Source organism: Lentzea sp. CA-135723, from assembly GCF_050936595.1.
In the GTDB taxonomy this organism is placed as follows: domain Bacteria; phylum Actinomycetota; class Actinomycetes; order Mycobacteriales; family Pseudonocardiaceae; genus Lentzea.
Map to the genome: position 1 here is coordinate 2,849,900 of NZ_JBNJMK010000001.1, position 26,797 is coordinate 2,876,696.

At 70.1% G+C, this 26,797-nt stretch carries 31 protein-coding genes, 2 pseudogenes and 1 riboswitch; of the genes and pseudogenes, 17 read left to right on the forward strand and 16 right to left on the reverse strand.

The genetic code is table 11. The features are described from left to right. Window positions 1-76: 76 nt before the first annotated feature. Window positions 77-646 carry an NUDIX hydrolase gene (locus tag ACQEU1_RS11980; protein ID WP_433199414.1) on the forward strand — a complete coding sequence of 190 codons (570 nt, stop codon included), beginning with the start codon at window positions 77-79 and terminating at the stop codon, window positions 644-646. Here the strand turns inward: ACQEU1_RS11980 and ACQEU1_RS11985 are convergent. The 4 genes and pseudogenes from ACQEU1_RS11985 to ACQEU1_RS12000 form a co-directional block, all read right to left on the reverse strand. Continuing rightward, entirely contained in the window at window positions 633-1,511 is an 879-nt protein-coding gene (locus tag ACQEU1_RS11985; RefSeq protein ID WP_433199417.1) for an aldo/keto reductase, read from the reverse strand. The two genes, ACQEU1_RS11980 and ACQEU1_RS11985, sit on opposite strands and share 14 nt — an antisense overlap. A gap of 84 nt (window positions 1,512-1,595) precedes the next feature. Further along, window positions 1,596-2,654 (reverse strand): glycoside hydrolase family 5 protein, encoded by a 1,059-nt coding sequence (locus ACQEU1_RS11990; RefSeq protein WP_433199420.1) that lies wholly within the window; start codon window positions 2,652-2,654, stop codon window positions 1,596-1,598. 97 nt (window positions 2,655-2,751) lie between these two features. Beyond that, a complete protein-coding gene (locus ACQEU1_RS11995; protein ID WP_433199423.1) occupies window positions 2,752-3,507 on the reverse strand; it encodes an ABC transporter permease in 756 nt (251 codons plus the stop codon). A 56-nt stretch (window positions 3,508-3,563) separates the two neighbouring features. Continuing rightward, window positions 3,564-4,205: pseudogene (locus tag ACQEU1_RS12000) on the reverse strand (ABC transporter ATP-binding protein); the annotation flags it as partial. 111 nt (window positions 4,206-4,316) lie between these two features. On the opposite strand from ACQEU1_RS12000, the gene ACQEU1_RS12005 reads away from it, so the two are divergent. Next, a complete protein-coding gene (locus ACQEU1_RS12005; protein ID WP_433199426.1) occupies window positions 4,317-5,384 on the forward strand; it encodes a sensor histidine kinase in 1,068 nt (355 codons plus the stop codon). Continuing rightward, complete coding sequence (locus ACQEU1_RS12010; protein ID WP_433199429.1) at window positions 5,381-6,010, forward strand: response regulator; 630 nt, start codon at window positions 5,381-5,383, stop codon at window positions 6,008-6,010. Before ACQEU1_RS12005 ends, ACQEU1_RS12010 begins: the two co-directional genes overlap by 4 nt. Here the strand turns inward: ACQEU1_RS12010 and ACQEU1_RS12015 are convergent. The 3 genes from ACQEU1_RS12015 to arc all read right to left on the reverse strand — a co-directional run bounded on the left by ACQEU1_RS12015 (window position 6,007) and on the right by arc (window position 8,368). Next, window positions 6,007-6,156, reverse strand: coding sequence for a hypothetical protein (locus ACQEU1_RS12015; RefSeq protein WP_433199432.1), 150 nt, complete (start codon window positions 6,154-6,156; stop codon window positions 6,007-6,009). The genes ACQEU1_RS12010 and ACQEU1_RS12015 overlap by 4 nt on opposite strands. Further along, the gene (locus ACQEU1_RS12020; protein ID WP_433199435.1) at window positions 6,144-6,395 is read right to left on the reverse strand and encodes a hypothetical protein; all 252 of its coding nucleotides are present in this window, start codon (window positions 6,393-6,395) and stop codon (window positions 6,144-6,146) included. The genes ACQEU1_RS12015 and ACQEU1_RS12020 overlap by 13 nt, the downstream gene beginning before the upstream one ends. Before the next feature lie 173 nt (window positions 6,396-6,568). Then, the gene (gene arc, locus ACQEU1_RS12025) at window positions 6,569-8,368 is read right to left on the reverse strand and encodes a proteasome ATPase (protein WP_433199438.1); all 1,800 of its coding nucleotides are present in this window, start codon (window positions 8,366-8,368) and stop codon (window positions 6,569-6,571) included. A gap of 714 nt (window positions 8,369-9,082) precedes the next feature. On the opposite strand from arc, the gene ACQEU1_RS12030 reads away from it, so the two are divergent. Together ACQEU1_RS12030 and ACQEU1_RS12035 are read left to right on the forward strand one after the other, a co-directional pair. Further along, window positions 9,083-9,949, forward strand: a complete 867-nt coding sequence (locus ACQEU1_RS12030; RefSeq protein WP_433199441.1) for an Rv0361 family membrane protein — start codon at window positions 9,083-9,085, stop codon at window positions 9,947-9,949. A 34-nt stretch (window positions 9,950-9,983) separates the two neighbouring features. Further along, complete coding sequence (locus ACQEU1_RS12035; protein ID WP_433199444.1) at window positions 9,984-10,799, forward strand: hypothetical protein; 816 nt, start codon at window positions 9,984-9,986, stop codon at window positions 10,797-10,799. Between the two features lie 62 nt (window positions 10,800-10,861). On the opposite strand, the gene ACQEU1_RS12040 is transcribed toward ACQEU1_RS12035, so the two are convergent. After that, window positions 10,862-11,686, reverse strand: coding sequence for a tRNA (adenine-N1)-methyltransferase (locus ACQEU1_RS12040; protein WP_433211449.1), 825 nt, complete (start codon window positions 11,684-11,686; stop codon window positions 10,862-10,864). Window positions 11,687-11,701: 15 nt separating this feature from the next. Further along, window positions 11,702-12,820 (reverse strand): site-2 protease family protein, encoded by a 1,119-nt coding sequence (locus tag ACQEU1_RS12045; RefSeq protein ID WP_433199447.1) that lies wholly within the window; start codon window positions 12,818-12,820, stop codon window positions 11,702-11,704. A gap of 85 nt (window positions 12,821-12,905) precedes the next feature. On the opposite strand from ACQEU1_RS12045, the gene ACQEU1_RS12050 reads away from it, so the two are divergent. The 4 genes from ACQEU1_RS12050 to ACQEU1_RS12065 all read left to right on the forward strand — a co-directional run bounded on the left by ACQEU1_RS12050 (window position 12,906) and on the right by ACQEU1_RS12065 (window position 15,927). Next, window positions 12,906-13,751: a RecB family exonuclease gene (locus tag ACQEU1_RS12050; protein WP_433199450.1), complete on the forward strand. Its 846-nt coding sequence runs from the start codon at window positions 12,906-12,908 to the stop codon at window positions 13,749-13,751. Next, on the forward strand, window positions 13,751-14,521 hold the full coding sequence (locus ACQEU1_RS12055) for a thioesterase family protein (protein ID WP_433199453.1): 771 nt from the start codon (window positions 13,751-13,753) through the stop codon (window positions 14,519-14,521). Before ACQEU1_RS12050 ends, ACQEU1_RS12055 begins: the two co-directional genes overlap by 1 nt. Window positions 14,522-14,848: 327 nt before the next feature. Next, on the forward strand, window positions 14,849-15,283 hold the full coding sequence (locus tag ACQEU1_RS12060) for a hypothetical protein (RefSeq protein ID WP_433199456.1): 435 nt from the start codon (window positions 14,849-14,851) through the stop codon (window positions 15,281-15,283). Window positions 15,284-15,312: 29 nt separating this feature from the next. Then, on the forward strand, window positions 15,313-15,927 hold the full coding sequence (locus ACQEU1_RS12065; RefSeq protein WP_433199459.1) for a phosphoribosyltransferase: 615 nt from the start codon (window positions 15,313-15,315) through the stop codon (window positions 15,925-15,927). Here ACQEU1_RS12065 and ACQEU1_RS12070 read toward each other — a convergent pair. Genes ACQEU1_RS12070 through ACQEU1_RS12080 form a run of 3 tightly spaced genes read right to left on the reverse strand, consistent with a single transcriptional unit; the run spans window position 15,888 to window position 17,333 of the window. Continuing rightward, window positions 15,888-16,199 (reverse strand): antibiotic biosynthesis monooxygenase family protein, encoded by a 312-nt coding sequence (locus ACQEU1_RS12070; RefSeq protein WP_433199462.1) that lies wholly within the window; start codon window positions 16,197-16,199, stop codon window positions 15,888-15,890. The genes ACQEU1_RS12065 and ACQEU1_RS12070 overlap by 40 nt on opposite strands. Further along, window positions 16,196-17,056 carry an ATP phosphoribosyltransferase gene (hisG, locus tag ACQEU1_RS12075; RefSeq protein ID WP_433199465.1) on the reverse strand — a complete coding sequence of 287 codons (861 nt, stop codon included), beginning with the start codon at window positions 17,054-17,056 and terminating at the stop codon, window positions 16,196-16,198. The genes ACQEU1_RS12070 and hisG overlap by 4 nt, the downstream gene beginning before the upstream one ends. A gap of 13 nt (window positions 17,057-17,069) precedes the next feature. Next, complete coding sequence (locus ACQEU1_RS12080) at window positions 17,070-17,333, reverse strand: phosphoribosyl-ATP diphosphatase (protein ID WP_089912086.1); 264 nt, start codon at window positions 17,331-17,333, stop codon at window positions 17,070-17,072. A 107-nt stretch (window positions 17,334-17,440) separates the two neighbouring features. Here ACQEU1_RS12080 and ACQEU1_RS12085 point away from each other — a divergent pair, with 107 nt between their 5' ends. The 3 genes from ACQEU1_RS12085 to ACQEU1_RS12095 all read left to right on the forward strand — a co-directional run bounded on the left by ACQEU1_RS12085 (window position 17,441) and on the right by ACQEU1_RS12095 (window position 19,305). Continuing rightward, window positions 17,441-18,091 (forward strand): (2Fe-2S)-binding protein, encoded by a 651-nt coding sequence (locus ACQEU1_RS12085; protein ID WP_433199469.1) that lies wholly within the window; start codon window positions 17,441-17,443, stop codon window positions 18,089-18,091. A 48-nt stretch (window positions 18,092-18,139) separates the two neighbouring features. After that, window positions 18,140-18,314, forward strand: a riboswitch (cobalamin riboswitch). 33 nt (window positions 18,315-18,347) lie between these two features. Further along, window positions 18,348-18,536, forward strand: a complete 189-nt coding sequence (locus ACQEU1_RS12090; protein WP_330277318.1) for a CbtB domain-containing protein — start codon at window positions 18,348-18,350, stop codon at window positions 18,534-18,536. 10 nt (window positions 18,537-18,546) lie between these two features. Then, window positions 18,547-19,305 (forward strand): CbtA family protein, encoded by a 759-nt coding sequence (locus tag ACQEU1_RS12095; protein ID WP_433199472.1) that lies wholly within the window; start codon window positions 18,547-18,549, stop codon window positions 19,303-19,305. Window positions 19,306-19,346: 41 nt separating this feature from the next. On the opposite strand, the gene ACQEU1_RS12100 is transcribed toward ACQEU1_RS12095, so the two are convergent. Further along, on the reverse strand, window positions 19,347-20,009 hold the full coding sequence (locus ACQEU1_RS12100; protein WP_433199475.1) for an HAD family hydrolase: 663 nt from the start codon (window positions 20,007-20,009) through the stop codon (window positions 19,347-19,349). Further along, window positions 20,002-20,232: pseudogene (locus ACQEU1_RS12105) on the reverse strand (hypothetical protein); the annotation flags it as partial. The pseudogene ACQEU1_RS12105 and the gene ACQEU1_RS12100, both read right to left, overlap by 8 nt. 114 nt (window positions 20,233-20,346) lie before the next feature. Here ACQEU1_RS12105 and ACQEU1_RS12110 point away from each other — a divergent pair. The 5 genes from ACQEU1_RS12110 to ACQEU1_RS12130 all read left to right on the forward strand — a co-directional run bounded on the left by ACQEU1_RS12110 (window position 20,347) and on the right by ACQEU1_RS12130 (window position 24,357). Continuing rightward, on the forward strand, window positions 20,347-21,249 hold the full coding sequence (locus ACQEU1_RS12110) for a PAC2 family protein (protein WP_285642163.1): 903 nt from the start codon (window positions 20,347-20,349) through the stop codon (window positions 21,247-21,249). A 108-nt stretch (window positions 21,250-21,357) separates the two neighbouring features. Continuing rightward, on the forward strand, window positions 21,358-21,882 hold the full coding sequence (locus ACQEU1_RS12115) for an RNA polymerase sigma factor (RefSeq protein WP_433199479.1): 525 nt from the start codon (window positions 21,358-21,360) through the stop codon (window positions 21,880-21,882). Beyond that, window positions 21,882-22,613, forward strand: coding sequence for a hypothetical protein (locus ACQEU1_RS12120; RefSeq protein WP_433199482.1), 732 nt, complete (start codon window positions 21,882-21,884; stop codon window positions 22,611-22,613). The genes ACQEU1_RS12115 and ACQEU1_RS12120 overlap by 1 nt, the downstream gene beginning before the upstream one ends. Window positions 22,614-22,755: 142 nt before the next feature. Continuing rightward, a complete protein-coding gene (locus tag ACQEU1_RS12125; RefSeq protein ID WP_433199485.1) occupies window positions 22,756-22,962 on the forward strand; it encodes a hypothetical protein in 207 nt (68 codons plus the stop codon). 234 nt (window positions 22,963-23,196) lie between these two features. Continuing rightward, the gene (locus ACQEU1_RS12130; RefSeq protein ID WP_433199488.1) at window positions 23,197-24,357 is read left to right on the forward strand and encodes an MFS transporter; all 1,161 of its coding nucleotides are present in this window, start codon (window positions 23,197-23,199) and stop codon (window positions 24,355-24,357) included. On the opposite strand, the gene ACQEU1_RS12135 is transcribed toward ACQEU1_RS12130, so the two are convergent. Both ACQEU1_RS12135 and ACQEU1_RS12140 read right to left on the reverse strand, forming a co-directional pair. Next, window positions 24,287-25,870, reverse strand: coding sequence for an ABC transporter permease (locus ACQEU1_RS12135; protein ID WP_433199491.1), 1,584 nt, complete (start codon window positions 25,868-25,870; stop codon window positions 24,287-24,289). The genes ACQEU1_RS12130 and ACQEU1_RS12135 overlap by 71 nt on opposite strands. Beyond that, window positions 25,867-26,754 carry an ABC transporter ATP-binding protein gene (locus ACQEU1_RS12140; RefSeq protein WP_433199494.1) on the reverse strand — a complete coding sequence of 296 codons (888 nt, stop codon included), beginning with the start codon at window positions 26,752-26,754 and terminating at the stop codon, window positions 25,867-25,869. Before ACQEU1_RS12140 ends, ACQEU1_RS12135 begins: the two co-directional genes overlap by 4 nt. Between the last annotated feature and the right edge of the window lie 43 nt (window positions 26,755-26,797).

Sequence of the window (26,797 nt, forward strand, 5' to 3'; positions counted from 1 at the left end):
AAGGTAGGAAGAATGGCGATCAGCGGGCGTCGGACTGGGGTAGCAAGCTCGCGTACGACCACAGGAGGACACGGGGATGATCAACCTCTACGACGAGGACGCGAACGTCATCGGCGAGGTGACGCGCGAGCGGATGCGCGCCGAGAACCTCTGGCACGGCTGCGCCACGATCGTCGTGAGGTCCCTCGACGGCGACCGCGTCTACGTGCACAGGCGCACCGACACCAAGGACGCGTTCCCCGGCCTCTACGACTGCACCGCGGGCGGCGTGATCGACGCGGGCGAGAGCCCCTCGGTGGCCGCGAAACGGGAGCTGCGCGAGGAACTGGGCGTCGAGTCGCCGCTGACGTTCCTCTTCCAGACCACCTACGTGGACGGGCTCACGCGGTACCACGCGTGGATCTACGAGACGCGCACCGACGGACCGTTCACCCACCAGCCGGAGGAGGTCGCCTGGGGCGGGTGGATGGACCTGGACGAGCTGCGCGTCAAGATCGAGGACCCGGCGTGGACGCTCGTGCCGGACGGCCGGGTGATCGGCCAGGAGTGGTTGCGTCGCACAGGGTCTGTGTCGAAGTCCGGGTTCGATGAGAGTCGCCCGGCTGTCGGGGACTCGGGCTTCGACACAGACCCTAGTTCCAGCTGAGTTCCGAACGGGTCTGCCAGTACTGCTCGGCGGGCTCGGCCAGGTCCGGGAGGTCGACGTCGATCTTCAGCGCGTCCAGGTTGGACAGCAGCTGCTCCGGGCTCGCCGCGCCGGACAGCACGACGTCCGCGAACGGCTGGCGCGCGATCGCCGCGAGCGCGACGGCGTCCGGGCCCACGCCCAGCGCTTCCGCCTGTGCCGCAACCGCTTGCGGGGGCTGCACGACGAGGCGCCCGTTGGCCACGCCCTCCTTGACGATCACGCTGAGCCCGGCGTCGTGCGCCTCCCGCAACGCGTCGCCGGCGGAGGTCTCCAGAACGTTCCAAGTGGACTGGACGGAGCTGAAGATGCCCAGTTCCAAGGCCTTGCGGATGGCGTCGGCCTGGCGCGGTCCCGACGTCGAGAACCCCAGCGGCACGCCGATCGCGACCATGGCGTCCTGCAGTGCGCGGTCGGTGAACAACGGGCTGTCGGCCGTCAGCGAGTGCACCTGGTAGAGGTCGACGCGCGGCAGCAACGCGCGGGTTTCGTCCCACTGCTGGGTGAAGCGGGCGAGCGAGTGCTCCTTGGCCTCGTGCACCTCGGCGTCCGGCCGCCAGTCCGCGACGTAGGCGTACCCCCACTTGCTGGAGACCGTCACGTCGTCGTGGCCGGGCAGCCACGACGACAGGAAGTCCTCCGACAGCCCGTACGACCGGGCGGCGTCGACCCACCTGATGCCTGACGCATAGGCCGTGTCGAGCACACGGTGGCACTGCGCGCGCATGGACTCGACGTCACGCACGGCCGGTAGCGCGCCCTCGCGTCCGAGGTTGATGTACGCGGGACGACCGAGGGAGGCGAGACCGAGCGCGAGTTGAGCCATGCGGACAACGGTAAACGGCGGCCCCGGAGGACCGCCGTTCACGTGACCCGCCGGGGTCGGTCGATCAGGTCGATCGGTGACCGCTCAGAAGTCGTCGGCCGTGCGGATGTGGTTGCGCACCCACTTGCCGGCGTCCTTCAGCGGGCCCTCACCGGTGAAGCTGCTGCCGGAGCACGTGCCGCTCTTGAACACCGCGCCCGTGCGGTGGTCGTCGGAGAAGTTCCAGTTCGTCCACGAGATCTTGGCGTCCTTCATGAACGAGATGAACTTGTTCGCCATGGTGAAGTCGTTGGTGCCGTCACCCGACGCCTCCTGCGACCCGAACTCGGTGACGAAGACGGGCACCTGGCTCGACACCGTCTTCAGCGCGTTCAGGTACGAGTCGCGGTGGTCCTTCGCGTAGAAGTGGAACGTGTACATCAGGTTCGACGCGTTGACCTTGTTCTGGCTGACCTCGTTGATGTTGCGGCCGTCGGACAGGCCGAACGTCGACCAGCCGTGCGTGCCCACGAGCACGAGGCTGTCCGGGTCCTCCGCGCGGATCGTCGGGATGACGGCCTCCGCGTAGGTCTTGACCCGGGCCCACGTCACGCCGTTCGGTTCGTTGGCGATGTCGTAGATGATGTTCGTCTTGTCCTTGTGCCGCTGCGCGATCTCCTTGAAGAAGGTCTTGGCGCGCGCGGTGTTGTGGTTCGGGTCGCCCGGCGAGAGCTGGTGCCAGTCGACCAGCGCGTACATGCCGCGCTTGGTGGCCTCCTCGATGTAGCCGTGCACCATGTCGGTGAACTTGCGAGGGTTGCTCTCGTAGCCACCTTCCTGGATGTACATCGAGATGCGGAGGACGTCGGCCTTCCAGTCGTTGGCGAGCGCGTCCAGGGACGCGGTCTTCACGCACTGGGAGTACCACTGGATGCCGTGCGTGCTCATGCCGCGCAGCTGGATCTGCTTGCCGTTCTTGTTGCACAGCTTGACGCCGCACACCTTGAGCTGGCCGTTGACCGCCGCGGGCGAACCCGGCGGCAGCGCGGCGGCGGCGAAGGTGTCGCCCTCGGGGGCGGCGGCGACGGAACTGCCCGCCATCGCACCCGTCAACGGGAGCACTACTGCCGCGGCGAGCGCCACCACAGACTTCTGCCAGGACATCAAGCGTCTCCTCTCGGACAGCGGCGGCGGAGTTAGTTAGGTAAGTTTCCTTACCGATTAAAGGTATAGATGACCATAGGGCCGCCTAAAGAGGGAGTCAAGCGTCTCGTCGCAGAAGAGTCACAGTTCCGGTACTCAGGGTCACCAGTGCGTACATCGCCAAACATGCGACGGCGGCGAACGGGCTCAGCGGTGCGTCCTCGATGACCCCCGCGACCTCCCACACCAGGTACGGCACCATCACCGCGGACGCGTCGACGTTCCACGGGTCCGGCAGCATCGGCGTGATGGCCGGCAGCCCCCACAGCAGCACGCCGACGACCACGACCGTCACGGCCGTCGACCGCGCCGCGAGCCCGATCCCGAGACCGGCCAGACCTGTTACCAAGATCGACAGCAACGCGGCGCCCTGCCACGGCAGCACGTCGCCCAGGCCGTCCCACGGCGCGATCGGCGGCGGCCTGTCCCCCATGACCAACCAGCTCGCGCCGACGCTCACGGCCAGCGCGACGACGCCGAGCACCACCGCCGCGGCCGCGACGAGCACGGTTTTCGCCGCCAGCAAACGCTTCCGGTCCGGCACTGCGGTCAGCGCGGTGAGCCGCGGGTCGGAGGTGGCGACCAGGGCGCCGAGCGCGGCGACCAGGAACTGGATCACCGGCGTGATCACCACGGTGGCGTCGGCGGAGGCGAACTTCGCCTGCTCGACGGCCGGCGACGTGTCGTAGTCCTGGACCATCAGCCACGACAGCAATGCTCCGGCGAGCACCATCAGCCCGATGGCCCCGACGAGTGCCTTGGGCGCCCTGACGGTCCTGAGCTTCAGCCACTCGGCGGCGAGTGCGTTCTTCACAGGCCCCTCCCGCAGGTGAGGTCGAGGTAGGCGTCCTCCAGGGAACCGTTGCGGGTCAACGCCTCCATCGGCGTCTCGGCGACCAGCCGTCCTCTTGCGACGATCACGACGTGGTCGGCGGTCAGCGCCATCTCGCTCATCAGGTGGCTGGAGACGAAGACCGTGCGGCCTTCCTCCGCGAGCCCGCGCATGAGGTCGCGGATCCACCGCACGCCTTCGGGGTCGAGGCCGTTGACGGGTTCGTCGAACATCAACGTCCGCGGGTCGCCGATCAGCGCGGCCGCGACGCCCAGCCGTTGCTTCATGCCGAGCGACAACGTCCGGATCCGCTTGTGCCGCACGCCTCCCAGCCCCACCTGCTCCAGCAGGTCGACGGCGCGGTGCCTGCCGATGCCGTTGCTCGCGGCGATCCACAGCAGGTGGTCGAGCGCGCTGCGTCCCTGGTGCACCGCCGCCGGGTCCAGCAACGCGCCGACGTGCCGCAACGGCTGGTCGAGCGTCGCGTAACGGCGGCCGTCGACCAGGGCCTCCCCGCTCGCGGGCCGGTCGAGGCCGAGGATCATGCGCATCGTCGTGGACTTCCCGGCGCCGTTCGGGCCGAGGAAGCCCGTCACCAGTCCGGGGTGGACGGTGAACGACAGGTCGTCGACCGCCTTCACGTCCCCGTATCTCTTCGTCAGGTTCCGCACCTCGATCATGCGGACAAGAGTTCTCCCTCAGGGCTCCCGGCGGATCGGCCCGTGCTCCGATCCCGGGAATCGGACCGTGGTCCGAGGTAGGTCGGCCGCCGGGTCGATACGGTGAGTTCCGTGATCGCGAGACTGCACCTCTACCTGGTGGACGCGGCCGCCAGCGTGGTGATCGGCGTCCTCGTCGCCTACGCCATGGTGGAGCACCAGGAGAAGCCGTGGTGGCTCGTCGTACCGGGAGCCACGCTGGTGGCGTTCCCGGTCGCGGTGCGCCGGCGGGGGCCCGTGGTCGCTCTGGCGGTCAGCACGCTCGCGACGGTGGCGGTGGTGGTCGGCCAGGTGCTGCCGGTCGTGGCCCTGGGCGCCCCGGTCGGCGCGATCTGCTTCGCGCTCTACACCGTGGCGGTCGAGCGGAACCGCACGTGGTCGCTGGCGGGCCTCGTGTTCGCGACCGTCGCGGTGTCCGGCGTCTCCGGCGGCGAACCCGAGACGTGGCTGGTCTGCGTAGCGGTGCTCGGTGCCGTGTGGGCGATGGGCTACACGACCCGGCTGCGCCGCTCGTTCCTGCAGCGGGAAAGTGCTTCCCAGGCCGAGCAGGCGCTCGCCGACGAACGCCTGCGCATCGCCCGCGAACTGCACGACGTGGTGGCGCACAACCTCTCCCTGATCGCCGTGCAGGCGGGCAACGCCGCACACGTGCGCTCACCCGAGCACGCCTACGAGGCGTTGCAGGTCATCTCCGAAACGAGCCGTGCGGCCCTCACGGAGATGCGGGGTCTTCTCGGCGTGCTGCGGTCGGACGCCGACCTGGTCCCCTCCCCCGGTCTCGACGGACTGGCGGAGCTGGCCGACCGCGCGTCGCTCGCCGGGGTGCGCGTGACCCTGGACGTGCGCGGAGAAGCCGTCGTGCCGGAAGGGATCGGACTGTCGGCGTACCGGATCGTGCAGGAGGCGCTGACGAACGTCGTGAAGCACGCGGCCCCCGCCGCCTGCGCGGTGCTGGTGGAGGTGACGGCGGAGGCCGTCAGGGTGGAGGTCGCGGACGACGGCCCCGGGGTGAAGGAGCTCGGCGTGGGACACGGATTGATCGGCATGCGCGAACGCGTGGCGGTGTACGGCGGCACGTTCGGCGCGGGTCCCGGCCCGGACGGCGGTTTCCGGGTCGTCGCGGAGCTGCCGGTCCGATGACCACCGTGCTGATCGCGGACGACCAGGCGTTGCTGCGGGCCAGTTTCCGGCTGCTGGTGGACCACGAACCGGACCTGGCCGTCGTGGGCGAGGCGGGCACCGGTGCCGAGGCCGTCGCGCTGGCGGCGGAGCTGAAACCCGACGTCGTGCTGATGGACATCCGCATGCCCGAGATGGACGGCATCGAGGCCACGCGGCGGATGGACGGCCCGCGCGTGCTCGTGCTGACCACGTTCGACCTGGACGAGTACGTCTTCGGGGCGTTGCGGGCTGGTGCGTCCGGGTTTCTGCTGAAGGACACGCCTCCCGCCGAGCTGCTGGCGGCGATCCGGGTGGTGGCGTCGGGCGAGTCGCTGCTGTCGCCGACGGTGACCCGGCGGCTGATCCGGGAGTTCGTCCGGCAGCCCGCGGCACCCGCGGTGCGCGGGCTGGAGCGCGTCACGGAGAGGGAGAAGGAGGTCCTGCTGCTGATCGCGCGCGGGCGGTCCAACGCGGAGATCATGGCCGAGCTGCACGTCAGCCCCGGCACGGTGAAGACGCACATCGGGAACCTGCTGGCGAAGCTGCACGCCCGCGACCGCGCCCAGCTGGTGATCGCGGCCTACGAGTCGGGCCTGGTCCGCTAGATGACTTCGTCTCGCAGGAGACGGCCGCCCGCGTCGCAGGCCCGGACCCGCACGGCGGTGACCCGTTCCTGAAGGCGGCAGACGAAGACCTCGCCGTGCAGGCCGGCCCTGACCACGCGGCCGCTGGGCGGGATCAGCTCCAGCACGGCGACGTCCGGCGTGACCCGCCCGACCTCGACGTCCCGCTGTCGTCGAACAGGCCCACCTGGGCGCCGAAGTCGCCGCCGGGCGGGCCGGAGACGAGCGAGCTGGTGACGTTCCCGGCGTCGTGGACGACGCAGACGAAGAGCTCGCCGGGCGTGCCGCCCGCCTCCAGGACGCCGCCGTTCAGCCGCTGCAGGGTCCTGGGCTGGTAGCCGGGCGGCCGCCGGCAGCCCTCGTCCACGACGGCGCGGTGACAACGGCCAGCGCCCCCAGCAGGTACCGAGTTGTCCCCATATGTCGCCCCCTGATCGAAATTCCAGGCCGGTCAGGGACGGCTGACGCTCCGCCACCGGGCGCAGAACGCCGCACCGCCCCGGTCGCGAGGTGCGGCCGGGGCGGTGCGGTCGTGCTGTCTTACAGGTACGTGCCGGTGTTCGTGGCCGTGTCGATCGCGCGGCCGGCGTCCTGGTTCTTCCCGGTGACGAGCGTGCGGATGTAGACGATCCGCTCGCCCTTCTTGCCCGAGATGCGTGCCCAGTCGTCCGGGTTCGTCGTGTTCGGCAGGTCCTCGTTCTCGGCGAACTCGTCGAGGATGGCCGCCTGCAGGTGCCGGACCGAGAGGCCGGGCTGCTTGGTGTCCAGCAGCGACTTGATCGCCGCCTTCTTGGCCCTGTCGACGATGTTCTGGATCATGGCGCCGGAGTTGAAGTCCCGGAAGTACAGGACCTCCTTGTCACCGTTGGCGTAGGTGACCTCCAGGAACCGGTTGTCCTCGGACTCCTCGTACATGCGCTCCACGGTGTGCTGCACCATGCCCTCGATGCAGGCCTTCGGGTCCCCGCCGAACTCGGCGAGGTCGTCGGCGTGCAGCGGGAGGTTGGGCGTCAGGTACTTGTTGAAGATGTCCTTCGCGCCCTCGGCGTCCGGTCGCTCGATCTTGATCTTCACGTCGAGGCGGCCGGGGCGGAGGATCGCCGGGTCGATCATGTCCTCGCGGTTGGAGGCGCCGATGACGATGACGTTCTCCAGGCCCTCGACGCCGTCGATCTCGGCGAGGAGCTGGGGCACGATCGTCGTCTCGACGTCGGACGACACACCCGAACCACGGGTGCGGAAGATCGAGTCCATCTCGTCGAAGAACACGATCACCGGGGTGCCGTCGGACGCCTTCTCACGAGCCCGCTGGAAGATCAGGCGGATGTGCCGCTCGGTCTCACCGACGAACTTGTTGAGGAGCTCGGGGCCCTTGATGTTGAGGAAGTACGACTTGGCCTGCTTGTCGGTCTCGCCGCGGATCTCCCGCACCTTCTTGGCCAGCGAGTTCGCCACCGCCTTGGCGATGAGCGTCTTACCGCAGCCGGGCGGGCCGTAGAGCAGCACGCCCTTGGGCGGGCGCAGCTCGTACTCGCGGAACAGGTCCGCGTGCAGGAACGGCAGCTCCACGGCGTCGCGGATCTGCTCGATCTGCCGGGAGAGGCCACCGATGTCGTTGTAGTCGATGTCCGGGACCTCTTCGAGCACGAGGTCCTCGACCTCGGCCTTGGGGACCCGTTCGTAGGCGAACCCCGCCTTCGAGTCGACCAGCAGCGAGTCGCCGGGCTTGAGCGGCGAGTCGAGCAGCGGCTGGGCGAGCCAGACCACCCTCTCCTCGTCCGCGTGCCCCACGACCAGCGCACGCGCGATGGTGTCCGCACCGTCGTCGTCGGTGAGCACCTCCCGCAGTGCGCAGACCTCGCCGGAACGCTCGAACCCGCCGGCCTCGACGACCGTCAGCGCCTCGTTGAGGCGGACGGACTGCCCGTAGGCGATCTTCTCCGGTTCGACCGCGGGGGACACGGCCACGCGCATCCTGCGACCCGAGGTGAAGACGTCCACGGTTCCGTCGTCGTACCGCGCCATGAAGACGCCGTACCCGCTGGGCGGTTGCGCCAGCCGGTCGACTTCCTCACGCAGCGCGAGCAGCTGGCTTCGTGCTTCGCGGAGGGTGTCTATGAGCTTCGTGTTTCGCTCGGTCAGCTGGCTGACGCGCTCTGTCGCCTCAGCCAAGCGCTGCTCGAGCAACCGCGTGTGCCGCGGCGACTCGGTCAGCTTGCGACGCAACGACGCGATCTCGTCCTCGAGGAACCTGATCTGCGCAGTCAGCTCAGCAGAATTGTTGCCATGGTTCAGCTCGCCACCCTCATCGGGTTGGCTGCCGGGATGACCGTGCTGCATGTCGGCACCCTCCTCCCGTGTTCGTACCGATTACGGTACCGGCGATCACCGACAAAATGGGGTACTCACAACATCATCTTCGCTCGTGTGACGCAACGGCAAGGCCTCCAAGAGAGGTCGACTGGTCCATCTCGGTGTCCGGCGCGACCACCGGACGGCTACGGTGCGTCCCAGAAGCCACGACCGGCGTTTCGCGCGACGACACGCCAGACGACCTGCGAGAAGCCCGAGGAGAGGGTCATGGGAGCACCAGGGCGTGAGCCCGGTCCCCACTGTCCGCGACCACCCTCGGACGCCACTGGACACACCTGGTGCGGCTCACGGCCCGGCGACGGGCGCGAATCTGTCGTCGTCCCACCAGGTGGACCAGCGATTGACCCGTTCGGTGGTCACGCACCGCAACCCACCCCGTTCGTGGCCGTCGGAGCGCCCGCTCGAGCAGGTCTCCGGTGCGTCCGGAGGGCGTGCGGCCAACCGGGTGGTTCCACCGACGCGACCGGCGCACCACCCCGACAGCGCAGAGCATCGCGCTCGATTACCGGTGGAGTTGCCACAATCGTTATCAGACGCGACCTTCGCGCGGCCGGATCGCAACTCGAGGCCGTGTGCACAACCACTCGCGCGTGTCGACAGGCACCATTCGCCCGCGAGTTGTCCGGCCAAGTACGACAATGTCCAGCGAAAGATCACCTCATCCGCATCGGGGGAGTTTCGATGACCTACCCGCCGCAGCAGCCCGGGCCCTACGGGCAGCAGCCGCCGCCCGGTGGTCCGCACGGGCAGCAGCCGCCGCAGCAGCCGGGTTACGGCCAGCAGCCCCAGCCCGGGTACGGCCAGCAGTCGCAGCAGGGGTACGGCCAGCAGCCGCCTCCCGGTTACGGCCAGCAGCCCGGGCAGTACGGCCAGCCGCAGCAGGACCCGTTCGGCCAGCAGAACCCGCAGAGCGGCGGCTTCCCGCAGCAGGGTCAGCCGGGCCCTTACGGTCAGCAACCGCCCGGCCCGTACGGCCAGCCCCAGGGCTACGGCCAGCCCGGCGGGTTCGGCGGTCCCCCGCCGCCCAAGAAGAGCAACACCGGTCTGATCGTCGGCGTCATCGTCGGCGTGCTGGTGCTCGTCGGCGGCGGCGTGACGGCGGCCGTGCTGCTGGCCGGCAACAGCTCGAGCAGCTCGACCGACTCGGCCAGCGGCTCGTCCGGTGACGACGCGGCGGACGTGAAGAAGTTCGCCGAGGAGTACTACGCCGCGAGCGCCTCGAAGAACGAGAGCAAGGTCAAGTCGATGGCGTGCGCCGCGGCCCTCAAGGAGGCCGAGGAGGCGGAGAAGAAGCTCACGCCGGACCAGCGCAAGCTGGCAGAGGAGCTCAAGAAGATGCCGGCGCCCAAGGTCAACGTCAAGGACGTGAAGGTCAGCGGCGACACCGCGGACGTCGGCGTGTCCACGACGGTGACGCTCGGGACCGAGTCCAAGACCTTCGACACCACGGTGAAGTTCAAGAAGGAGTCGGGCGACTGGAAGTTCTGCACGCTCGCCAAGGACCTCAAGCTGCCTGACTTCCAGGTTCCCACGATCCCGACCAAGTGATCGGGTTCCACACTTCACCTTCGGGGGATTTCCGATGACCTACCCACCGCAGCAGCCGGGCCCCTACGGCCAGCAGCCGGGACCGCACGGCCAGCCCCAGCCCGGTTACGGCCAGCAGCCGCCACCGGGGTACGGCCAGCAGCCCCAGCCCGGCTACGGGCAGCAGCCGCAGGGTCCGTACGGGCAACCCCAGAACCCGCAGAGCGGTGGTTTCCCGCAGCAGGGCCAGCCGGGCCCCTACGGTCAGCAGCCGTACGGCCAGCCCCAGGGCTACGGCCAGCCCGGCGGGTTCGGCGGCCCGCCGCCGCCCAAGAAGAGCAACACCGGCCTGATCGTCGGCGTCGTCATCGGCGTGCTGGTGCTCGTCGGCGGCGGCGTGACGGCGGCCGTGCTGCTGTCCGGCAACAGCTCGAGCGACAACGCCACCGGCTCGGACACCAGCCAGGCCGCCGACCCGACGGACGGCGGTACCAAGCCGACCACGCCGTCGTCGAAGAGCTCGTCGAGCGGCGGTGACGGCGCGGCCACGGACGTCGCCGAGGAGTTCACCGAACGGATCATGAAGGGCGTCCGGGCGGGCAACAGCAAGCCGGAGGACGTCAAGGAGCTCGTGTGCTCGGCCGAGTACCCCAAGCTCAAGGCGCAGACGTCGGCACCCCACCCGGAGGTCAAGGCCACCGTGTCGGAGGTCAAGACGTCGGGCAGCACCGGCACGTTCCGGCAGAGCATCGAGGGGCTCCCGGACCCGGCCAACCCCGGCAAGACCACGAAGGGCGCGATCATCTACAAGCTGTCGAAGGAAGGCAGCAAGTGGACGGTCTGCGGCATCGAGAAGCTCGAAGGCAACTGAGCTGACGTGAAAGGGCCCGCCGCACCTGCGAGGTGCGGCGGGCCCTTTTCGCTGGAACGACCTCAGCCCTTGCTGGGGCGACGCTGCGGCTTCGGCGCCGTCACGCCGTCGGCGAGCTTGCGCGTGGTGAGCAGGAACGCGGTGTGCGCGATCATCCGGTGCTCCGGGCGCACGGCGAGACCCACGACGTGCCACGGCCGGACGAGCGTCTCCCACGCGTGCGGCTCGGTCCAGCACGTCATCTCCCGCAACGCCTCCGTGACCGTGGAGAGCTGTGTGGTGGTAGCGACGTACACGACGAGCACGCCGCCGGGGATGAGGTTCTTCGCGATCGTGGGCAGGACCTCCCACGGCGAGAGCATGTCGAGGATGACCCGGTCGACCTCGCCCTCGTGGTTCTTCACGTCGTCGACGGTGATGGACCAGTTGCCCGGCCGTTCGCCGAAGAACGTCTCCACGTTGCGGATCGCGTGGACTGCGTGGTCGTCGCGCACCTCGTACGACTGGACGCTGCCCTTCTCCCCCACCGCGCGCAGCAACGAGCACGACAACGCGCCGGAACCGGCACCCGCCTCCAGCACGCGCGCGCCGGGGAAGATGTCGCCGTACATGCAGATCTGCGCGGCGTCCTTGGGGTAGATGACCTGCGCGCCCCGCGGCATCGACAGCACGTAGTCCGGCAGCAGCGGGCGCAGCGCCAGGAAGTTCGTGCCGCCCACCGACGCGACGACGGAGCCCTCCGGCTGGCCGATCAGCTTGTCGTGCGGGATGGCGCCGCGGTGGGTGTGGTACTCCTTGCCGGGTTCGAGAACGACCGTGTAGTGCCGGCCCTTGGGGTCGGTCAGCTGTACCCGGTCACCCGGCTGGAACGGTCCACTTGCGCTAATCACCGCGCAATGGTGTCAAACGCCCTTCTCAATGGCCGCACGCAGGTCCTCCCTGCGCAGCACACCGGCGGGCCGGCCTTCCAGATCGACGACCAGGAACTGCCACGCGGCCGTGCCCTGGACGCGTTCGACGATCTCCTCGCCGGGTTCGTCGGCGAGCAGCACGGTCTCCGGCCGGATCGGCTCCGCGGCCTGTTCGGCGGGCGCGAACGGGCTGGCGGCGGCGAGCTTGCGCGCCAGTTCGGTGTCCAGCAACCCGGCCGCCACGCCGTCCGCGCGCACCAGCACCACGCCACGCCCCGCCGAGGTGCTCAGCGCGTCCGCGACGGGACTTTCCGCCGGGAGCTGCAGCACGGGCAGGATCAGGTCGTTGAGCGTGACCCCTTCAGGCCACGTCCTGCGGCGTTCGCTGGCGAGCTCACTGCGCGCTCCGGCAACAACAACCCACGCCGTGAGCACGCACACGCCGAACCGCAGCCAACGGTCATCGGCACCCTGCGCGACGCCGTACAGCGCCCACACCACCAACGCGACGGCCACGGCGAAACCGCCGACCACGGCGACTCGGGTGCCCATCGCGCGTTGACCGGTGACGGCCCACACGCCCGCGCGCACGATCCTGCCGCCGTCGAGCGGCAGCCCCGGCAACAGGTTGAAGATGGCCACGACCAGGTTCGCGCCGGCGACCTGCACCACCAGCAGCCACAACACGCCGCCGGACGTCATCGCGAACCCGCCGATGCCGAACACGATCGCGAGCCCGATGGACACCACCGGCCCCGCGCCCGCGACCACGCCCTCGTGGCTGGGTCTGCCGGGCGTGCGCATGATCTCGGACAGCCCGCCGAGCAGGTAGAGCCGGAGCCTTCTGACCGGCAGGCCGAGCCGGAGCGCGGCGACGCAGTGGCCGAGTTCGTGTGCCAGCACGGAAAGGCCGAGGAAGACGGCGAACAACGCGGCCACGAGCAGGCCGACGCCGGGCGGGGTTCCCGGTGCCAGGTCGTCGACCAGCGGCGCGTAGAACGCCACCACGATCGCCGAGCCGATCCACCACGACGGCGCGAGCACCACCGGGATGCCCGCCACCCGGAAAAGCAGCAGGCCGCCCTCTCGTTCGTTGATCCGCGCGGCCACGGGAGCACTGTAGAGCGGGTGGTGTGATCTCGCGGTTCGGTGGGCGCTCCCGGAATTGTCAGACCTCTGTCCTATCGTGCGAAGCATGAGCACCACGTTGCGCAGGCCCGCGCTGTCGCCGTCCCGGGCAGGGGACTTCAAGCAGTGCCCGCTGCTCTACCGGTTCCGCGCGGTCGACCGGTTGCCGGAGCGGCCGACGAAGGCGCAGGTGCGCGGCACGGTGGTGCACGCGGTGCTCGAGGACCTGTTCGCGCTGCCCGCCGCCGAGCGCGTGCCGGACCGCGCCCGCGCGATGATCTCCCCTGCCTGGGAAAGGGTGAAGGGCGAGCGCCCGGAGTTCGCCGGTCTCTTCGAGTCCGAGGGCAGCGAGGAGGAGGCGGAGTGGCTCGCGTCGGCCACGAAGCTGCTCGACGGCTACTTCGGCCTGGAGGACCCGCGCCGGCTCGAACCGGAGTCGCGCGAGCTGCTCGTCGAGTCCGAGCTGCCGTCCGGCGTGCTGCTGCGCGGCTACATCGACCGGGTGGACGTCGCCCCGACGGGTGAAATCCGGGTCGTGGACTACAAGACCGGCGCCGCGCCCCGCGAGATCGGCGAGGCGAAGGCGTTGTTCCAGATGAAGTTCTACGCGCTGGTGCTGTGGAAGCTGCGCGGCGTCGTGCCGCGGCAGCTGCGGCTGATGTACCTGGCCGACCGCCAGGCTCTCGCCTACCAGCCGGACGAGTCGGAGCTCGCGCGGTTCGAACGCACGCTGGACGCCATCTGGCAGGCCATCATGCGCGCCGCCCCGACCGGTGACTTCCGCCCCAGCCCGAGCCGCCTGTGCGACTACTGCGACCACAAGGCGTTCTGCCCGGCGTTCGACGGCACCCCGCCGCCCTACCCGGGCTGGCCGGAGCCGGACGACACCGAGACCCTGCAGGACCGCGACTGATGGCCGCCTTCTACCTGCCGCTGGGCGGCGACACGTTCCGCTCCACTGAACACACCGTCGGCCCGTGGGGCCCGGACAGCCAGCACCTGGGCCCGCCCTCGGCGTTGCTGGTGCGCGGGTTGCTCGGCCTCGGCAACCCGTCGTCGGCGCTGGCCCGCGTCACGTTCGAGGTGCTCGGCCCGGTCCCGGTGGCCGACCTGACGGTGTCCACTTCGGTCGAACGCCCAGGCCGCTCCGTGGAACTGCTCGCGGCATCGCTGTCCTGCGAAGGCCGCGCGGTGCTGACGGCCCGCGCGTGGCGCATCGTCGGCGCGGACACCACAGCCGTAGCGGGCGGCGAAACCCCTTTGCTACCACCACCTTCCTCCGCCACGCCGATGGAGATCCCCGACCACTGGGGCGGCGGCTACCTGGCGGCCGTCGAGTGGCTTTCCGTGTCCGGCGGCATCTTCACGCCGGGCGACGCCCAGGTGTGGGCCCGCCCGCGCGTCGCCGTCGTCGAGGGCTACGAACCGACGCCGGAGGAGCGCCTGTTCTCCGTCGTGGACTCCGCGAGCGGCGTCTCGTCCCGTGTGGACATTCGCAAGTGGTACGCCATCAACACCGACCTGACCGTCCACCTGCACCGCCGCCCGGCCGGCGAGTGGATCGGCATGGACGCGCGCACCACGATCGGCCCGGACGGCGTGGGCCTTGCGACCAGCGTGGTGCACGACGCGACCGGCCCGGTGGGCGCCACGGCGCAGGCGTTGTTCGTGCGCGAGCGCTAGATCAGCCGCTCCACCGTCACCCGCCGATCGCGCGGGTCGGGCATCGGGTACCCGACGCTGCCAGCGGTGACGCGGGTCGGCGCCAGCCCGGCGTTCAGCAGCACCGTCCGCACGCTTTCGGCGCACTCGCAGGCCGGATTTCACCCGACCGGCCCAAGACCATTCCACGTCACCAGGTCCAGGCGTGCCGGTAGCCCACGGGACGCAACGGGAGTCGCACCGGCACCACCGTCCACAGTGTTGCGACTGCGAGCAATCCCCCGTCCCACGACCGGGTTCTTCCGGCCCACGCCAGCGAACGACCAGGGTGGGCGCGGGAGGGACGGCATGGGGAAGAGGAAGAACCGCCGGCAGAGAGCCACGTCGTACCTGGTCTTCATCGGGGTCTTCGCGGCCTTCTGCGTCGTCGCGCTCAACCGCGAGAACTACTGGCGTGCCGCGATATTCGGTGTCGCCGCGATTTCCTGGATCGCCGCCCGGTTTCCCGTCAAGTGCGGGGTGACGACGAGGCAGGGCCTTTCGTGCCGCAACGGCGCCAACGGCGTGCTGTTCGGGTGCAGCCAGTCCGGCCACACCTGGATCAAGTTCCGCGCCCACTTCGGCCGCCACGAACGCGTCCGCGCCGTCGCCGCCCCGGCGAGGGTTCCCGACGTGAGCATCGCCGAGCCCCGGCGCGCCACCGTCCTGTTCTGGCTCACGGTCGTCGCCACGAGCGCGGGTTTCATCTCGATGACCACGGACGTCATCGGCCTGTTCGACTGACCACGAGACGGCGTAGCGTCAGGGCGACGATGAAGAGGTTCGCGAACCGGCAGGAAGCGGGCCGCGCCCTCGCCGCGCGACTCGCCGGACGACCCTGGCACGACCCGCTCGTCCTGGGCCTGCCCAGGGGCGGTGTCCCGGTCGCCAAGGAGGTCGCGACCCACCTGAACGCCGAACTGGACGTCGTCGTGGCACGCAAGATCGGCGCACCTGGCCATCCCGAGTACGGCGTCGGTGCCGTCACGGCCGGCAGCGCGCCGATCTACGATCCCAGGGTTCTCAGGGCGCTGAACCTCACCGAGGAACAACTGGGCCACCAGGCCGACGTGGAACGCGAAGAGGCCAGAAGGCGAACGGCGCTCTACCGCGCCGGCAGACCGCTCGTCATCGCCGGCCGCGACGTCATCCTGGTCGACGACGGCCTCGCCACCGGCGTCACCGCCAGAGCGGCGCTCCACCACATCGCGGAACACGCGCCGAAGAGCGTCACCCTGGCCGTCCCGGTGGCTGCGAGGGAAGCGCTGAACACCTTCAGCACGCCCGTCGTCGCCGTTCTCACGCCGAAGCACTTCCAGGCCGTGAGCCGCTGGTACGACAGCTTCGCTCAGACCACGGACGACGAGGTGCTCAGGGCGCTCTCGTAGTGCGTCACCACGGGGAACGGCGAGTAGAAGCGGTGCAGCAACTCCGACCACCGCGCATAGGAAGGCCCCTGCCGGAAGCCGACCGTGTGGTCCTCAACGGAGTCCCATCGCACGAGCAGCAGGTACCGCGAGGCCGTTTCCAGGCAGCGCAGCAGTTCGAGGCCGCGGAAGCCCGGCGAGGCGGAGATCAGCTCCCGCGCCTCGCCGAACGCCCACTCGAAGTCCTGCTCGGCACCCGGCAGGACGTCGAGCAGCGCGTGCTCCGTGATCACAGGCGGCAGAACCTGATGTCCGAGGCCAGCACGGCCTTGGCACCGATGGCCGCGAGCTTGTCCATCACGTTGTTCGCTTCCTTGCGCGACACCATCGCGCGCACGGCCGCCCAGTCGGGGTTGGCGAGCGGCGCGACCGTCGGCGACTCGAGGCCCGGCGTCAGCGCGATGGCCTCGTCCAGGATCGAGCGCGGGCAGTCGTAGTCGAGCATCAGGTACTGCTGCGCGAACACGACGCCCTGCAGACGGGCGGTGAGCTGCTTCTTCGCCGCCGTGAGCTCGGAGCCGTTGCGGTGGATCAGCACGGCCTCCGACTCGCAGATCGGCTCGCCGAACGGCACCAGGTCGTGCTGGCGCAGGGTGCGGCCGGAGCCCACCACGTCGGCGATCAGGTCGGCCACGCCGAGCTGGATCGAGATCTCCACCGCGCCGTCGAGGCGGATCACCTTCGCGGTGATGCCGCGGGCCTTGAGGTCGCGGCCCACGAGCTTCGGGTACGCCGTGGCGAGGCGCTTGCCCTCCAGGTCGGAGACCTTCCAGTCGGTGCCGCGAGGCCCCGCGTACCGGAAGGTCGACGACCCGAAGCCCAGCGCCAGCAGCTCCTCGACCGAGGAGCCGTTGTCGTCGGCGCCGGAGTCGGCGGCCAGGTCCCGGCCGGTGATGCCGAGGTCGAGGTCACCGGACGCCACGTAGATCGCGATGTCCTTGGGGCGCAGGAAGAAGAACTCGACGTCGTTGTTGTTGTCGAGGACGGTCAGGTCACGCGGCTCGTGCCGCTGCCGGTAGCCGGCCTCGGTGAGCATGGCGGAGGCGCGTTCAGCGAGCGCGCCCTTGTTCGGGACTGCTACGCGCAGCATGTGGAAGTCTCTTTCAGAGGTACTTGTAGACGTCTTCGAGGGTGAGCCCACGGCCCAGCATGAGCACCTGGAGGCGGTAGAGCAGCTGCGAGATCTCTTCGGAGAGCTTCTCGTCGGACTCGTACTCGGCGGCGATCCAGACCTCGCCCGCCTCCTCCAGGACCTTCTTGCCCTGCGCATGGACCCCGGCCTCAAGCGCTGCGACGGTGCCGGAACCCTCCGGCTTGGTGGCGGCTCGTTCGGTCAGCTCAGCGAACAGGGAATCGAAGGTCTTCACGGCACGACATCCTCCCATCCCGCGCACGCCCGTCCACACCGCGGTCGCATCTGTCCCAGGCCGTGGACGGATCTGTCCTGCATGGACACCCAGTAGCGTGAACTTCCGTGTCTGAGTTCGCCGAGGTACTCGAAGCACTGCGCCGGGTGCGCGGGATCAACCCGTTCTTCGCCCTCGACGTGGGCCGTCCGGACGAGTCGTGGCTGCCGGGAACGGCGTTGCTCGAAGGCCCCGCGCTCCAGACCACCATCGACGCCATCGCGGACCGCTACCGCGCCGAGGAGCCCAGGGTCGCGGCGAGTCTCTTCTTCCTCAGTTACACGGCCCGGTTGCTCAGCCCGCTCACGGCGGCGAACCTGCCGGTCGACGTCCGGCCGGAGAACCTCTGGTGGCAGCACCACCCGGCGAACGGCCTGAGCGTCCGCATCGACCTGCCCCGGCTGGGGCCGCCCGCCGCCGAGGCACTCGCACCGGTCGTCGAGGCGATCCAGGCGGTGACGCCGGTGGCGAGCGGGTTGCTGTGGGGCAATGCGATGTCGAACGTCGCGGGCGCGCTGAAAATGGTCGTGCGCGCCGGCCTGCTCACCGCGGAGGAAGCGGAAGAACGCGGCGAACGGCTCATGAGCGCACCGCCGTTCGAACAGGCGGGAGAATTTCTGGCCTTTCCCGGCGAGCTCGGGTTCCGGCGCCGGTCGTGTTGTCTCTACTACCGCGTTGCCGCAGGTGGGAAGTGTGGCGACTGCCCACTCGTGAAGTGAGGAACGCAACAACTCTTATGGCCGGTTGTGCTTGAGAGCCGGCTCAACTTACGGTGCACGCGCCGCAGTGACGGGAAGCCGGTGTGAATCCGGCGCGGTCCTCGCCACTGTGACCGGGAAGCGATCCCCGCCGAGCACGTCACTGGTCCCCGCCGGGACTGGGAAGACGCGGGGGCAGCGTTGATCCGGGAGTCAGGAGACCGGCTGCGGCGCCGCTAGGAGAGTTGACCTTCCACGAGGTATGGAGGAGCCCGTCATGACGAGCCCCGCAGCAAATCTGTCCGCCGTCCAGGTGCCGAAGTGGGCGTTCGCCGCCGCACTGCTCGGCCTGATCGTCACGTACCTGGTCCTGCAGGAGAACGGTCTCGCGCTCGGCGCGGGTTCCGAGTTGCTGCACGAGTTCTTCCACGACGGCCGGCACGCCCTCGGCGTCCCCTGCCACTAGATCCACGCAGATGACGACGACGTACAAGTCCATCGCACTGCGCGGCATCGCGGCCGGCGGCATCGCCGGTGTCGCGTCCGCGCTCGTGCAGCTGCTGGTGACCGAGATCCCGATCCGGGCCGCGCTCGCGGTCGAGGAGGCTCGCGCACCCGCCGGCGAAGAGGCCGGCCACTCCCACGGCGGCGAGGAGGAGCTCGTCAGCCGCGGCGCCCAGGTCGTGGGCGGCATGCTCGGCGTGGTGATCGTCGGCATCGCGGTCGGCCTGGTGTTCGCCACGGCCTACGCGCTGTCGAAGCGCTGGTTCACCGACCGCACGCCGTTCAGCCGCAGCTTCGCGTTCGGTGCCGCGGTCTTCGGTGCCGTGGCGCTGCTGCCGTGGATCAAGTACCCGGCCAACCCGCCCGCCGTCGGCGACCCGGAGACGGTGAACTACCGCACCGCGCTCTACCTCGGCGTGGTGGTCGCCGGTCTGCTGATCGTGTGGGGTGCGAGCTGGCTCGCCGAGCAGCTGCGCGCGCAGTCCCAGCCTGTACGCACGACGGCGGTGCTGCTCGCGGTCGCCGCGGCCACGGCCGTGGTGCTGCTCGCGTTCCCCGCCCCGCCGGACACGATCCCCGCGGACATGCCGGTGAACGTGCTGTGGCAGTTCCGCCTCAGCTCGCTCGCCCAGCTGGCCACGCTCTACGTCGGCATCGGCGTGGTGTTCGGCCTGCTGATCGACCCGGCCACGCGCAAGGCCAAGGCCGCGCAGAAAGCCGCTGTCGCCTGACGGTGCCGGGGTGGCCGCCCGTTCGGCCACCCCGCCCGCGTTCAGCCCTGGAGAGCCCGCAGCACCTCGACGTCCACGCCCACCAGGGACTCGCGGAAGATCCGCCGCTCCCCCTCCGGCACCTCGACGTCGCACGGCACCACCAGCACGGTGCAGCCGGCCGCGACCGCCGCCGCCACCCCGGTCGGCGAGTCCTCGATCGCCACGCAGCGCGCCGCGTCCACGCCCAGCAGCCGCGCCGCCTTCAGGTACGGCTCCGGCAACGGCTTGTTGAGGCCGTCGACCTCGTCGCCGCACACCGTCACGTCGAACAGGTCGCGGCCGATCGTGTCCAGCGCGACCTCGGTCAGCGGGCGTTCGGTCGACGTCACCAACGCCATCGGCACGCCCGACGCGCGCACCGCGCGCAACGCCTCCTGGGCGCCCGGCCGCCACGGCAGCCCGGCGCGGAAGACCTCCTCGGTGCGGCGCAGGATCCACGCGCCGCCGTCCACGAGGTCGGCGTCCGTCGGCTCGATGCCGACGTCGGCGAAGAGCAGGCGCATCGTCGTGGGCACGTTGGTGCCGACCATGCGTTCGCGGGTCTCCAGCGACAGCGTGCCGCCGAGCTTCTCCGCGTACTCGTAGAGCGGGATGTCCCACAGCTTCTCGGAGTCCAGCAGCGTCCCGTCCATGTCCCACAGGACCGCGCGCAGGTCAGACATCGAAGTACTTCGCCTCCGGATGGTGCGCCACGAAGGCGTCGGTGGACTGTTCCGGGTGGAGTGGAAGTTCCTCGGACGGCGGGACCCCGGCGCGGCCGGGCACCGGGAGTCCGTCGACGCGCCGGCGCTTCGGTGAGCCGGCCCCCAGTCCGTGGACTTCCAGGTGCTCACGATACGCGTTCCCGCCGGGCAGCTCGTCCGCGTGATCGGCGATCGGCTGTCCGCTGTCAGCGATGACAACGCGGCTGAGCTGGGCTTCCGGCAACGGCGACGCTCCGCGGTCACCCATGGGCCAAGCCTGCGCTGAGTTGACTCGCGGAACCCGTAGTCTGGCGCCGTGAACGATCCGTCCCAGGAATCCCCGACCCCCTCGAACCCGCGCATCCCGCTCACGGCTCCGATCATGGTCTGTGCGTTCGAAGGCTGGAACGACGCAGGCGACGCCGCCAGCACCGCGATCGAGCACCTCCAACTCACCTGGGACGCCACCCCGCTCGCCGAGATCGACCCGGACGACTACTACGACTTCCAGGTGACGCGCCCGTCCGTGCGCCTGGTGGACGGCGTCACGCGCAGGGTCGACTGGCCGACGACGCGGCTGTCGGTGTGCCGCCCGCCCGGTTCCGACGTGGACGTGATCCTCGTGCACGGGATCGAGCCGAACATGCGGTGGCGCAAGTTCGCCGCCGAGCTGCTGGGCCACATCGACGCGCTCGGGGTGACGACCGTGGTGACGCTGGGCGCGTTGCTCATGGACACGCCGCACACCCGCCCGGTCCCGGTCACCGGCACGGCCTACGACGCGGACGCGGCCGAGAAGTTCGGCCTGGAGCACTCGAAGTACGAGGGCCCGACCGGCATCGTCGGCGTCTTCCAGGACGCGTGCGTGCAGGCAGGTATCCCGGCGATCTCGTTCTGGGCCGCCGTGCCGCACTACGTCTCGCAGCCGCCCTCCCCCAAGGCCACGCTCGCCCTGCTGCACCGGGTCGAGGAGGTCCTCGACATCGAGGTCCCGCTCGGCGCGCTGCCGGAGCAGGCGGAGGAGTGGGAGCGCACGGTCTCCGAGATGGCCGACGAGGACGAGGACGTGCGCAACTACGTGCGGGCCCTCGAAGAGCGCGGCGACGCGGCCATGCAGATCACCGAGGCGTCCGGCGACGACATCGCCGCGGAGTTCGAGCGCTACCTGCGTCGCCGCGGCCGCGGTCCCGGCTGGCCGTCGACCGGTCCCCGCCAGTAAGACAGCCGAGAAGGCCCCCGCCATGGGGGCCTTCTTCGTTTTCGGGTGTGACAGCCGCGAGCCTGCCGGACAGGTAGGAGGTGTAAGGGTCACCACCGAAAGGACGACATGAGGGAATCCCCGCCTGACACCAGGGAGGACCGCTTCCGGGACCTGCACCGCCGGACGTACCCGGACCTGTTGCGGTTCGTGGAACGGCGAGTGCCTCCCGCCGAGGCAGAGGACGTCGTCTCCTCCGTCTACCTGACCGCGTGGCGCCGGCTCGGCGACGTGCCGGACGACGCCCGGCCGTGGCTGTTCGCGGTGGCGCGCAAGACGATGGCGAACCAGACCCGCGGGCTGCGGCGCAGACGAGCGCTGGACGTGCGGATCGCGTCGTCCTCCGACGACCTGGTGCCGGACGGCTCGGCCGAGGTCGCGGCACGTCTCGACCTGGCCCGCGCCTGGCGGACGCTGAGCGCCGCCGACCGCGAGGTGCTGGCGCTGGTCGCGTTCGACGGACTCACCGCCGAGCAGGCCGCCACGGTGCTCCGCTGCCGCCGCACGACCTTCGCGATGCGGCTCAAACGCGCGCGGCAGCGACTGGACCAGGCCCTGAACCCCATGCCCGAACGAACAGGAGCGCGCACGTGATGACCGAGCTGAAGGACCTGGACCCCGCCCGCGACCGCGAGCCGAACCAGGTGGAGTGGATCCGTTCCACCGCCCACGTCGAGCGCGTCATCGCCGGCACGTACGCCTCGCAGCGCCCGGCCCGGTCGCGCCGGACGATCATCGGACTCGCGGCGACCGCGGCCGCCGCGGGGGTGCTGGCGGGGATCGCGTTGTTCCCCGGCGCCACCGACGAGGCGTTCGCGCAGTGGACCTCCACGCCCGGACAACCCGGTTCCGACCTGGTGCTCCCCCAGGCCCGCGCGTGCGCCGCGGAGTGGGGCGCGGCCGCTCCCACGGCCGCGGACGTCGTGCTCGCCGAACAGCGCGGCATCGCGACGATCCTGATCCTGAAGAAGGGCGACGGCCTCGCCGAGTGCATGGCGATCGGCGAGAAGGTCTTCAACTACCAGGGGCTCACGGCCGGACCGGTCGTCCCGCTCGCCGGTGCCGAGGTGACGTACGAGACGTCGAGCTCGAGCGGCAGCGGGGACGACGAGTACTCGCGGGTCGTCGGCCGGATGGGGCCGGACGTCACCAAGGTCGAGATCGCGCTGGCCGACGGTCAGGTGATCACGGCGGGGACCGGCTCCGGCTGGTGGACCGCGTGGTGGCCGGGGCCGGAGGGCGGCGAGGTCGGCACGTGGAAGGTCGTCGTGCACACCGCGCAGGGCAGCACCAGCCACGACCCGAGCGGGCTACCCCGCCGCTGAGGGTTCATACAGGTCAAGTGCCGTCCCGGTCATTTGGACCGGGACGGCTTTTTCACGCTTCCGAGTGATCGAGTCCTGGTTTCCAGCTGCCGAGGAATGGGTACCAAGATCCACCTCCCAGACAGGATCCACCGTGTCTCTCGTGCGCAAGATCGCTGCCGGTCTCGCTGCGGGTGGCGGCGTGCTGTTGGCCGTGTCCCCCGCCAGTGCCGCTCCCCTCTCCTCCGTCGACTCCCTCGGGGAGCACGGTCCGCACACGACCGTGAGCGACGTCAGGGAGTCGTTCCAGGGCAACCTCGCGGGGGTGCAGGAGCAGACCCAGGGCTTCACCGCCCGCCTCGGTGGTTAGCGGCGTGACGCGGAACGTCGGCGGTGAATTCACGCTCAGCAGGGCACCTCACGGCACCGCCCCCGCGCCCCCATACGTCCAGTATGAGGACGCGGGGGCGGCACCGCGATGCGCCCGTCTGACCGCGAATTCCCACGGCAACGTTCCGCGCCACGCCGCTAAAACTTAGCGACAACAACCACTTTTCGGCGCTCTCCGCCGCTCACCGCAATAGGGTGAGCGGCGGAGGTGTCTGTGGGACGGTTGGCACGCGCCGGGTTGTACGCGGGCGCATTGATCGGGCCGTTCGGCGGCGCCGTCACCACGTCGATCCTGCCCGAGATCGGGGCCAGCTTCGGCCGGTCGCCGGGCTCGGCCGCGGCGACGCTGACGTACTACCTGGTGCCGTTCGCGGTGCTGATGCTGGCTTCCGGGACGCTGGCGCAGCGCTGGGGTCCACAACGGACTGTCCGGATCGCGTACCTGGCCTACGCCGTCACGTCCGTGCTCGCCGCCTGCTCGTGGACGTTCGAGGTGCTGCTGGCCTCGCGGGCGTTGCAGGGCGCGGCGAACTCGTTCACGACCCCGGTGCTGCTCGCGGTGATCGCCGCCTCGACGCCCAAGGAGAAGCTCGGGCGCGCGCTCGGCCTGTTCGGGTCGATGCAGGCGGCAGGGCAGACCTCGGCCCCGCTGGTCGGCGGCCTGACCGCCGAGATCGACTGGCGGCTGGCGTTCGTCGTGATCGCCGTCGTGGCCGTCGGCCTCGCGGTCCTGGGCGTGCCGCAGACCGACGCCGAACCCGAGCGGAACGCCAGTCTGCGCAGCGCGTTCGTGCCGAGCACGCTGTGGCCGGCGCTGGTCGGGTTCATCGGCTGGGGCTGTCTCGGCGGGCTGTCGTTCCTCGTGGCGTTCCGGCTGGACGACGTCTTCGGGCTGAGCGCGGGCCAGCGCGGTGTGCTGCTGACCGGGTTCGGCGTCGTCGGGTTCCTGACCGCGCGGTACATCGGCAAGGCGATCGACAGGTTCGGCGCCGGCACCACCGCGATCCTCGGTGCCACGCTCGGCGCGGCCATGGTCGCGGCCGTCGGCACGGCGCCGTTGGCCGCCATGGTGGTGTTGTGCTGGGCATTGACCGGTGCTGCTGCTCAGGGTGTGTTGGTGAGCATCAACGCGTTGGTGTTGCAGAGCGAGAACGCCAACAGGGGCGGCAGCGTCAGCGTCGTGCAGTCACTGCGCTTCATGGGCGCGGCCGCGGCCCCGTTGGCGTTCGTCCCGCTCTACCAGTCCCACCCGTTGCTGGGCTTCCTGGTGCCGGCGGGTCTGCTGATCACCATTCCCGCGATCGTCACGTGGTCAGGTCGCGCCGGCGGAACCCGGCGAACCCCGCCGCCAGGAGGACCACCGCGACCAGCGTGAGCCAGGCGAGCGGCCCGAACGTGATGTCCGGGTACTTCGGGACGTGCGTGAACGGCGAGACGTCGATCATCCACTGGTCGAGCTGCAACGCCGGGCCGAGCAACGTGAGTACCAGCGCCACCGACACCGCCGCCCAGCTCACGCCCGTGAGCTGCGGGAACAGTCCGAACAGGACCAGCGCGACGCCCGCGATCACCCAGGCCGCCGGCAGCTGGACCAGCGCCGCGCCGAGCATCTTCGGCAGCACGGTGCCCACGTCGTCGATCTGCAGGCCGTAGACCAGGCCGAGGCCGAGCCCGGACGCCGCGAGCACGACCGCGCCGCCGACCAGGGCGAACACCGCGTGCGACGCGACCCAGCCCCAGCGCGACACCGGCGTGGCGAGGATCGGCTCCGCGCGGAACGACGTCTCCTCCGACCGCAGCCGCAGGATCGCCTGCACGAGGTAGATCGAAGTGATCAGGCCGAGCAACTGGGTGATGGTGGCGAAGAACGCGTCCACCATCGCGTCGGCGCCGCCGATCTTGCTGACGATCTGGCCCAGCGTCGGGTTGTCCTGCACCATCTGCCCGACCGCCTGCGCGACGCTGCCGTAGATCACGCCCACCGCGAACAACGCGATGGACCAGCCGATCAGCGACCCCTTCTGCAACCGCCAGGCCAGCCCGAACGGCGTGCCGATCGTTCCGGAAGGCGGTCCGAGGCGCGCGGCCAGCAGACCGAGACCGACGTCCCTACGCGTCACGATGTACGCGGACACGCCCACGAGCGCACCGAACGCCACGAGCGGAAGCAGCAGCACCCAGAACCTGTTGTCGCCGAACGACCTGACGTGCTCGGTCCAGCCGATCGGCGAGAGCCAGGTCAGCCACTGCGGACCGGACTCCCCCGCCGCGTCGCCCGCCGCGCGGAACATGTAGGTCACGCCGAGGAACCCACCCGCGATCGCGTTCGACACGCGGGAGTTCTCCGAGAGCTGCGCGGTGAAGGCGCTGACGCCGGTGAACACCAGGCCCACCGATGCCGTGGACAGGCCGAACGCGAACGCGCCCGCCGGATCCAGGTCCTTGCCGATCAACGCCAGTGCCTGGAGCAGCCCGATCAGCAGACTCGTGCCGCCCGCGACGATCACGGCGGCGGCGAGCGGCGCGTGCCGTCCCACGACCGTGGCGGCGATGAGCTCGGTACGGCCCGCTTCTTCTTCTGCGCGCGTGTGCCGCGTGACGACCAGCATGGCCATGATCGCGATGAACAGGCCGGAGAAGACGCCCCAGCGCCACACGACCAGACCGCCGAGCGACGACCAGTCGTGCAACGGCCCGAGCATCGCGAGGAACGCCGAGTTGGCGTTCGCGGTCACGCCGAGCAGGTCGCGCGACTGCTGCGTGCCGTACAGCTCCTCCAGCGCGGTCGTCGTCGAGTAGGTGACGCCGACCAGGAAGAGCACCCAGATCGGGAGCAGGATCCGGTCACGGCGCAGGGCCAGCCGGACGAGGTGGAGTGTGCCGATCATTTCGCGTCCTCGTAGTGCCGCAGGAACAGCTCTTCGAGGGTGGGCGGCTGCGAGGTCAGCGTGCGCACGCCCGTGGACACCAGCTGCTTGAGCACGGGGTCGAGCTCGTCCGAGTCGACCTCGAACTTGACCCGGTTGCCCTCGGCGACCAGGTCGTGCACGCCCTTGAGGTTCGCGAGGCCGTTGGGCGGGCCCGCGAGCTCGGCGGAGATCGACGTGCGGGTGAGGTGCCGCAGGTCGGCGAGCGTGCCGGTCTCGACGATGTGGCCGCTCCGGATGATGCTCACCCGGTCGCACAGGGCCTCGACCTCGGCGAGGATGTGGCTGGAGAGCAGCACGGTGCGGCCGCGCTCGCGTTCGTCGTTGATGCAGTCCTGGAAGACGGCCTCCATCAACGGGTCGAGGCCAGAGGTCGGCTCGTCGAGGATGAGCAGTTCGACGTCGCTCGACAGCGCGGCGACGAGGGCGACCTTCTGCCGGTTGCCCTTGGAGTAGGTGCGGCCCTTCTTGCGCGGGTCCAGCTCGAACCGCTCCAGGAGCTCGGCGCGGCGCGCGGAGTTCAGGCCGCCGCGGAGCCGTCCGAGCAGGTCGATGACCTCGCCACCGGTCAGGTTGGGCCAGAGGTTCACGTCGCCGGGGACGTAAGCGAGGCGGCGGTGGAGGGCTGCGGTGTCCTTCCACGGGTCGCCGCCGAGCAGCCGCGCGGTGCCGGAGTCGGCACGCAGCAGGCCGAGGAGGATCCGGATCGTCGTCGACTTGCCTGCGCCGTTGGGGCCGAGGAAGCCATGCACCTCACCGGTCTGGACGTCCAGGTTCAGGTCGTCCAGTGCACGCGTCGGGCCGAAGGTCTTCACCAGGCCCGACACGGATATCGCGGATGTCATGCCCCGTAAGCTACACTTCTTTCACAACTTCGTGAAGCGCGTA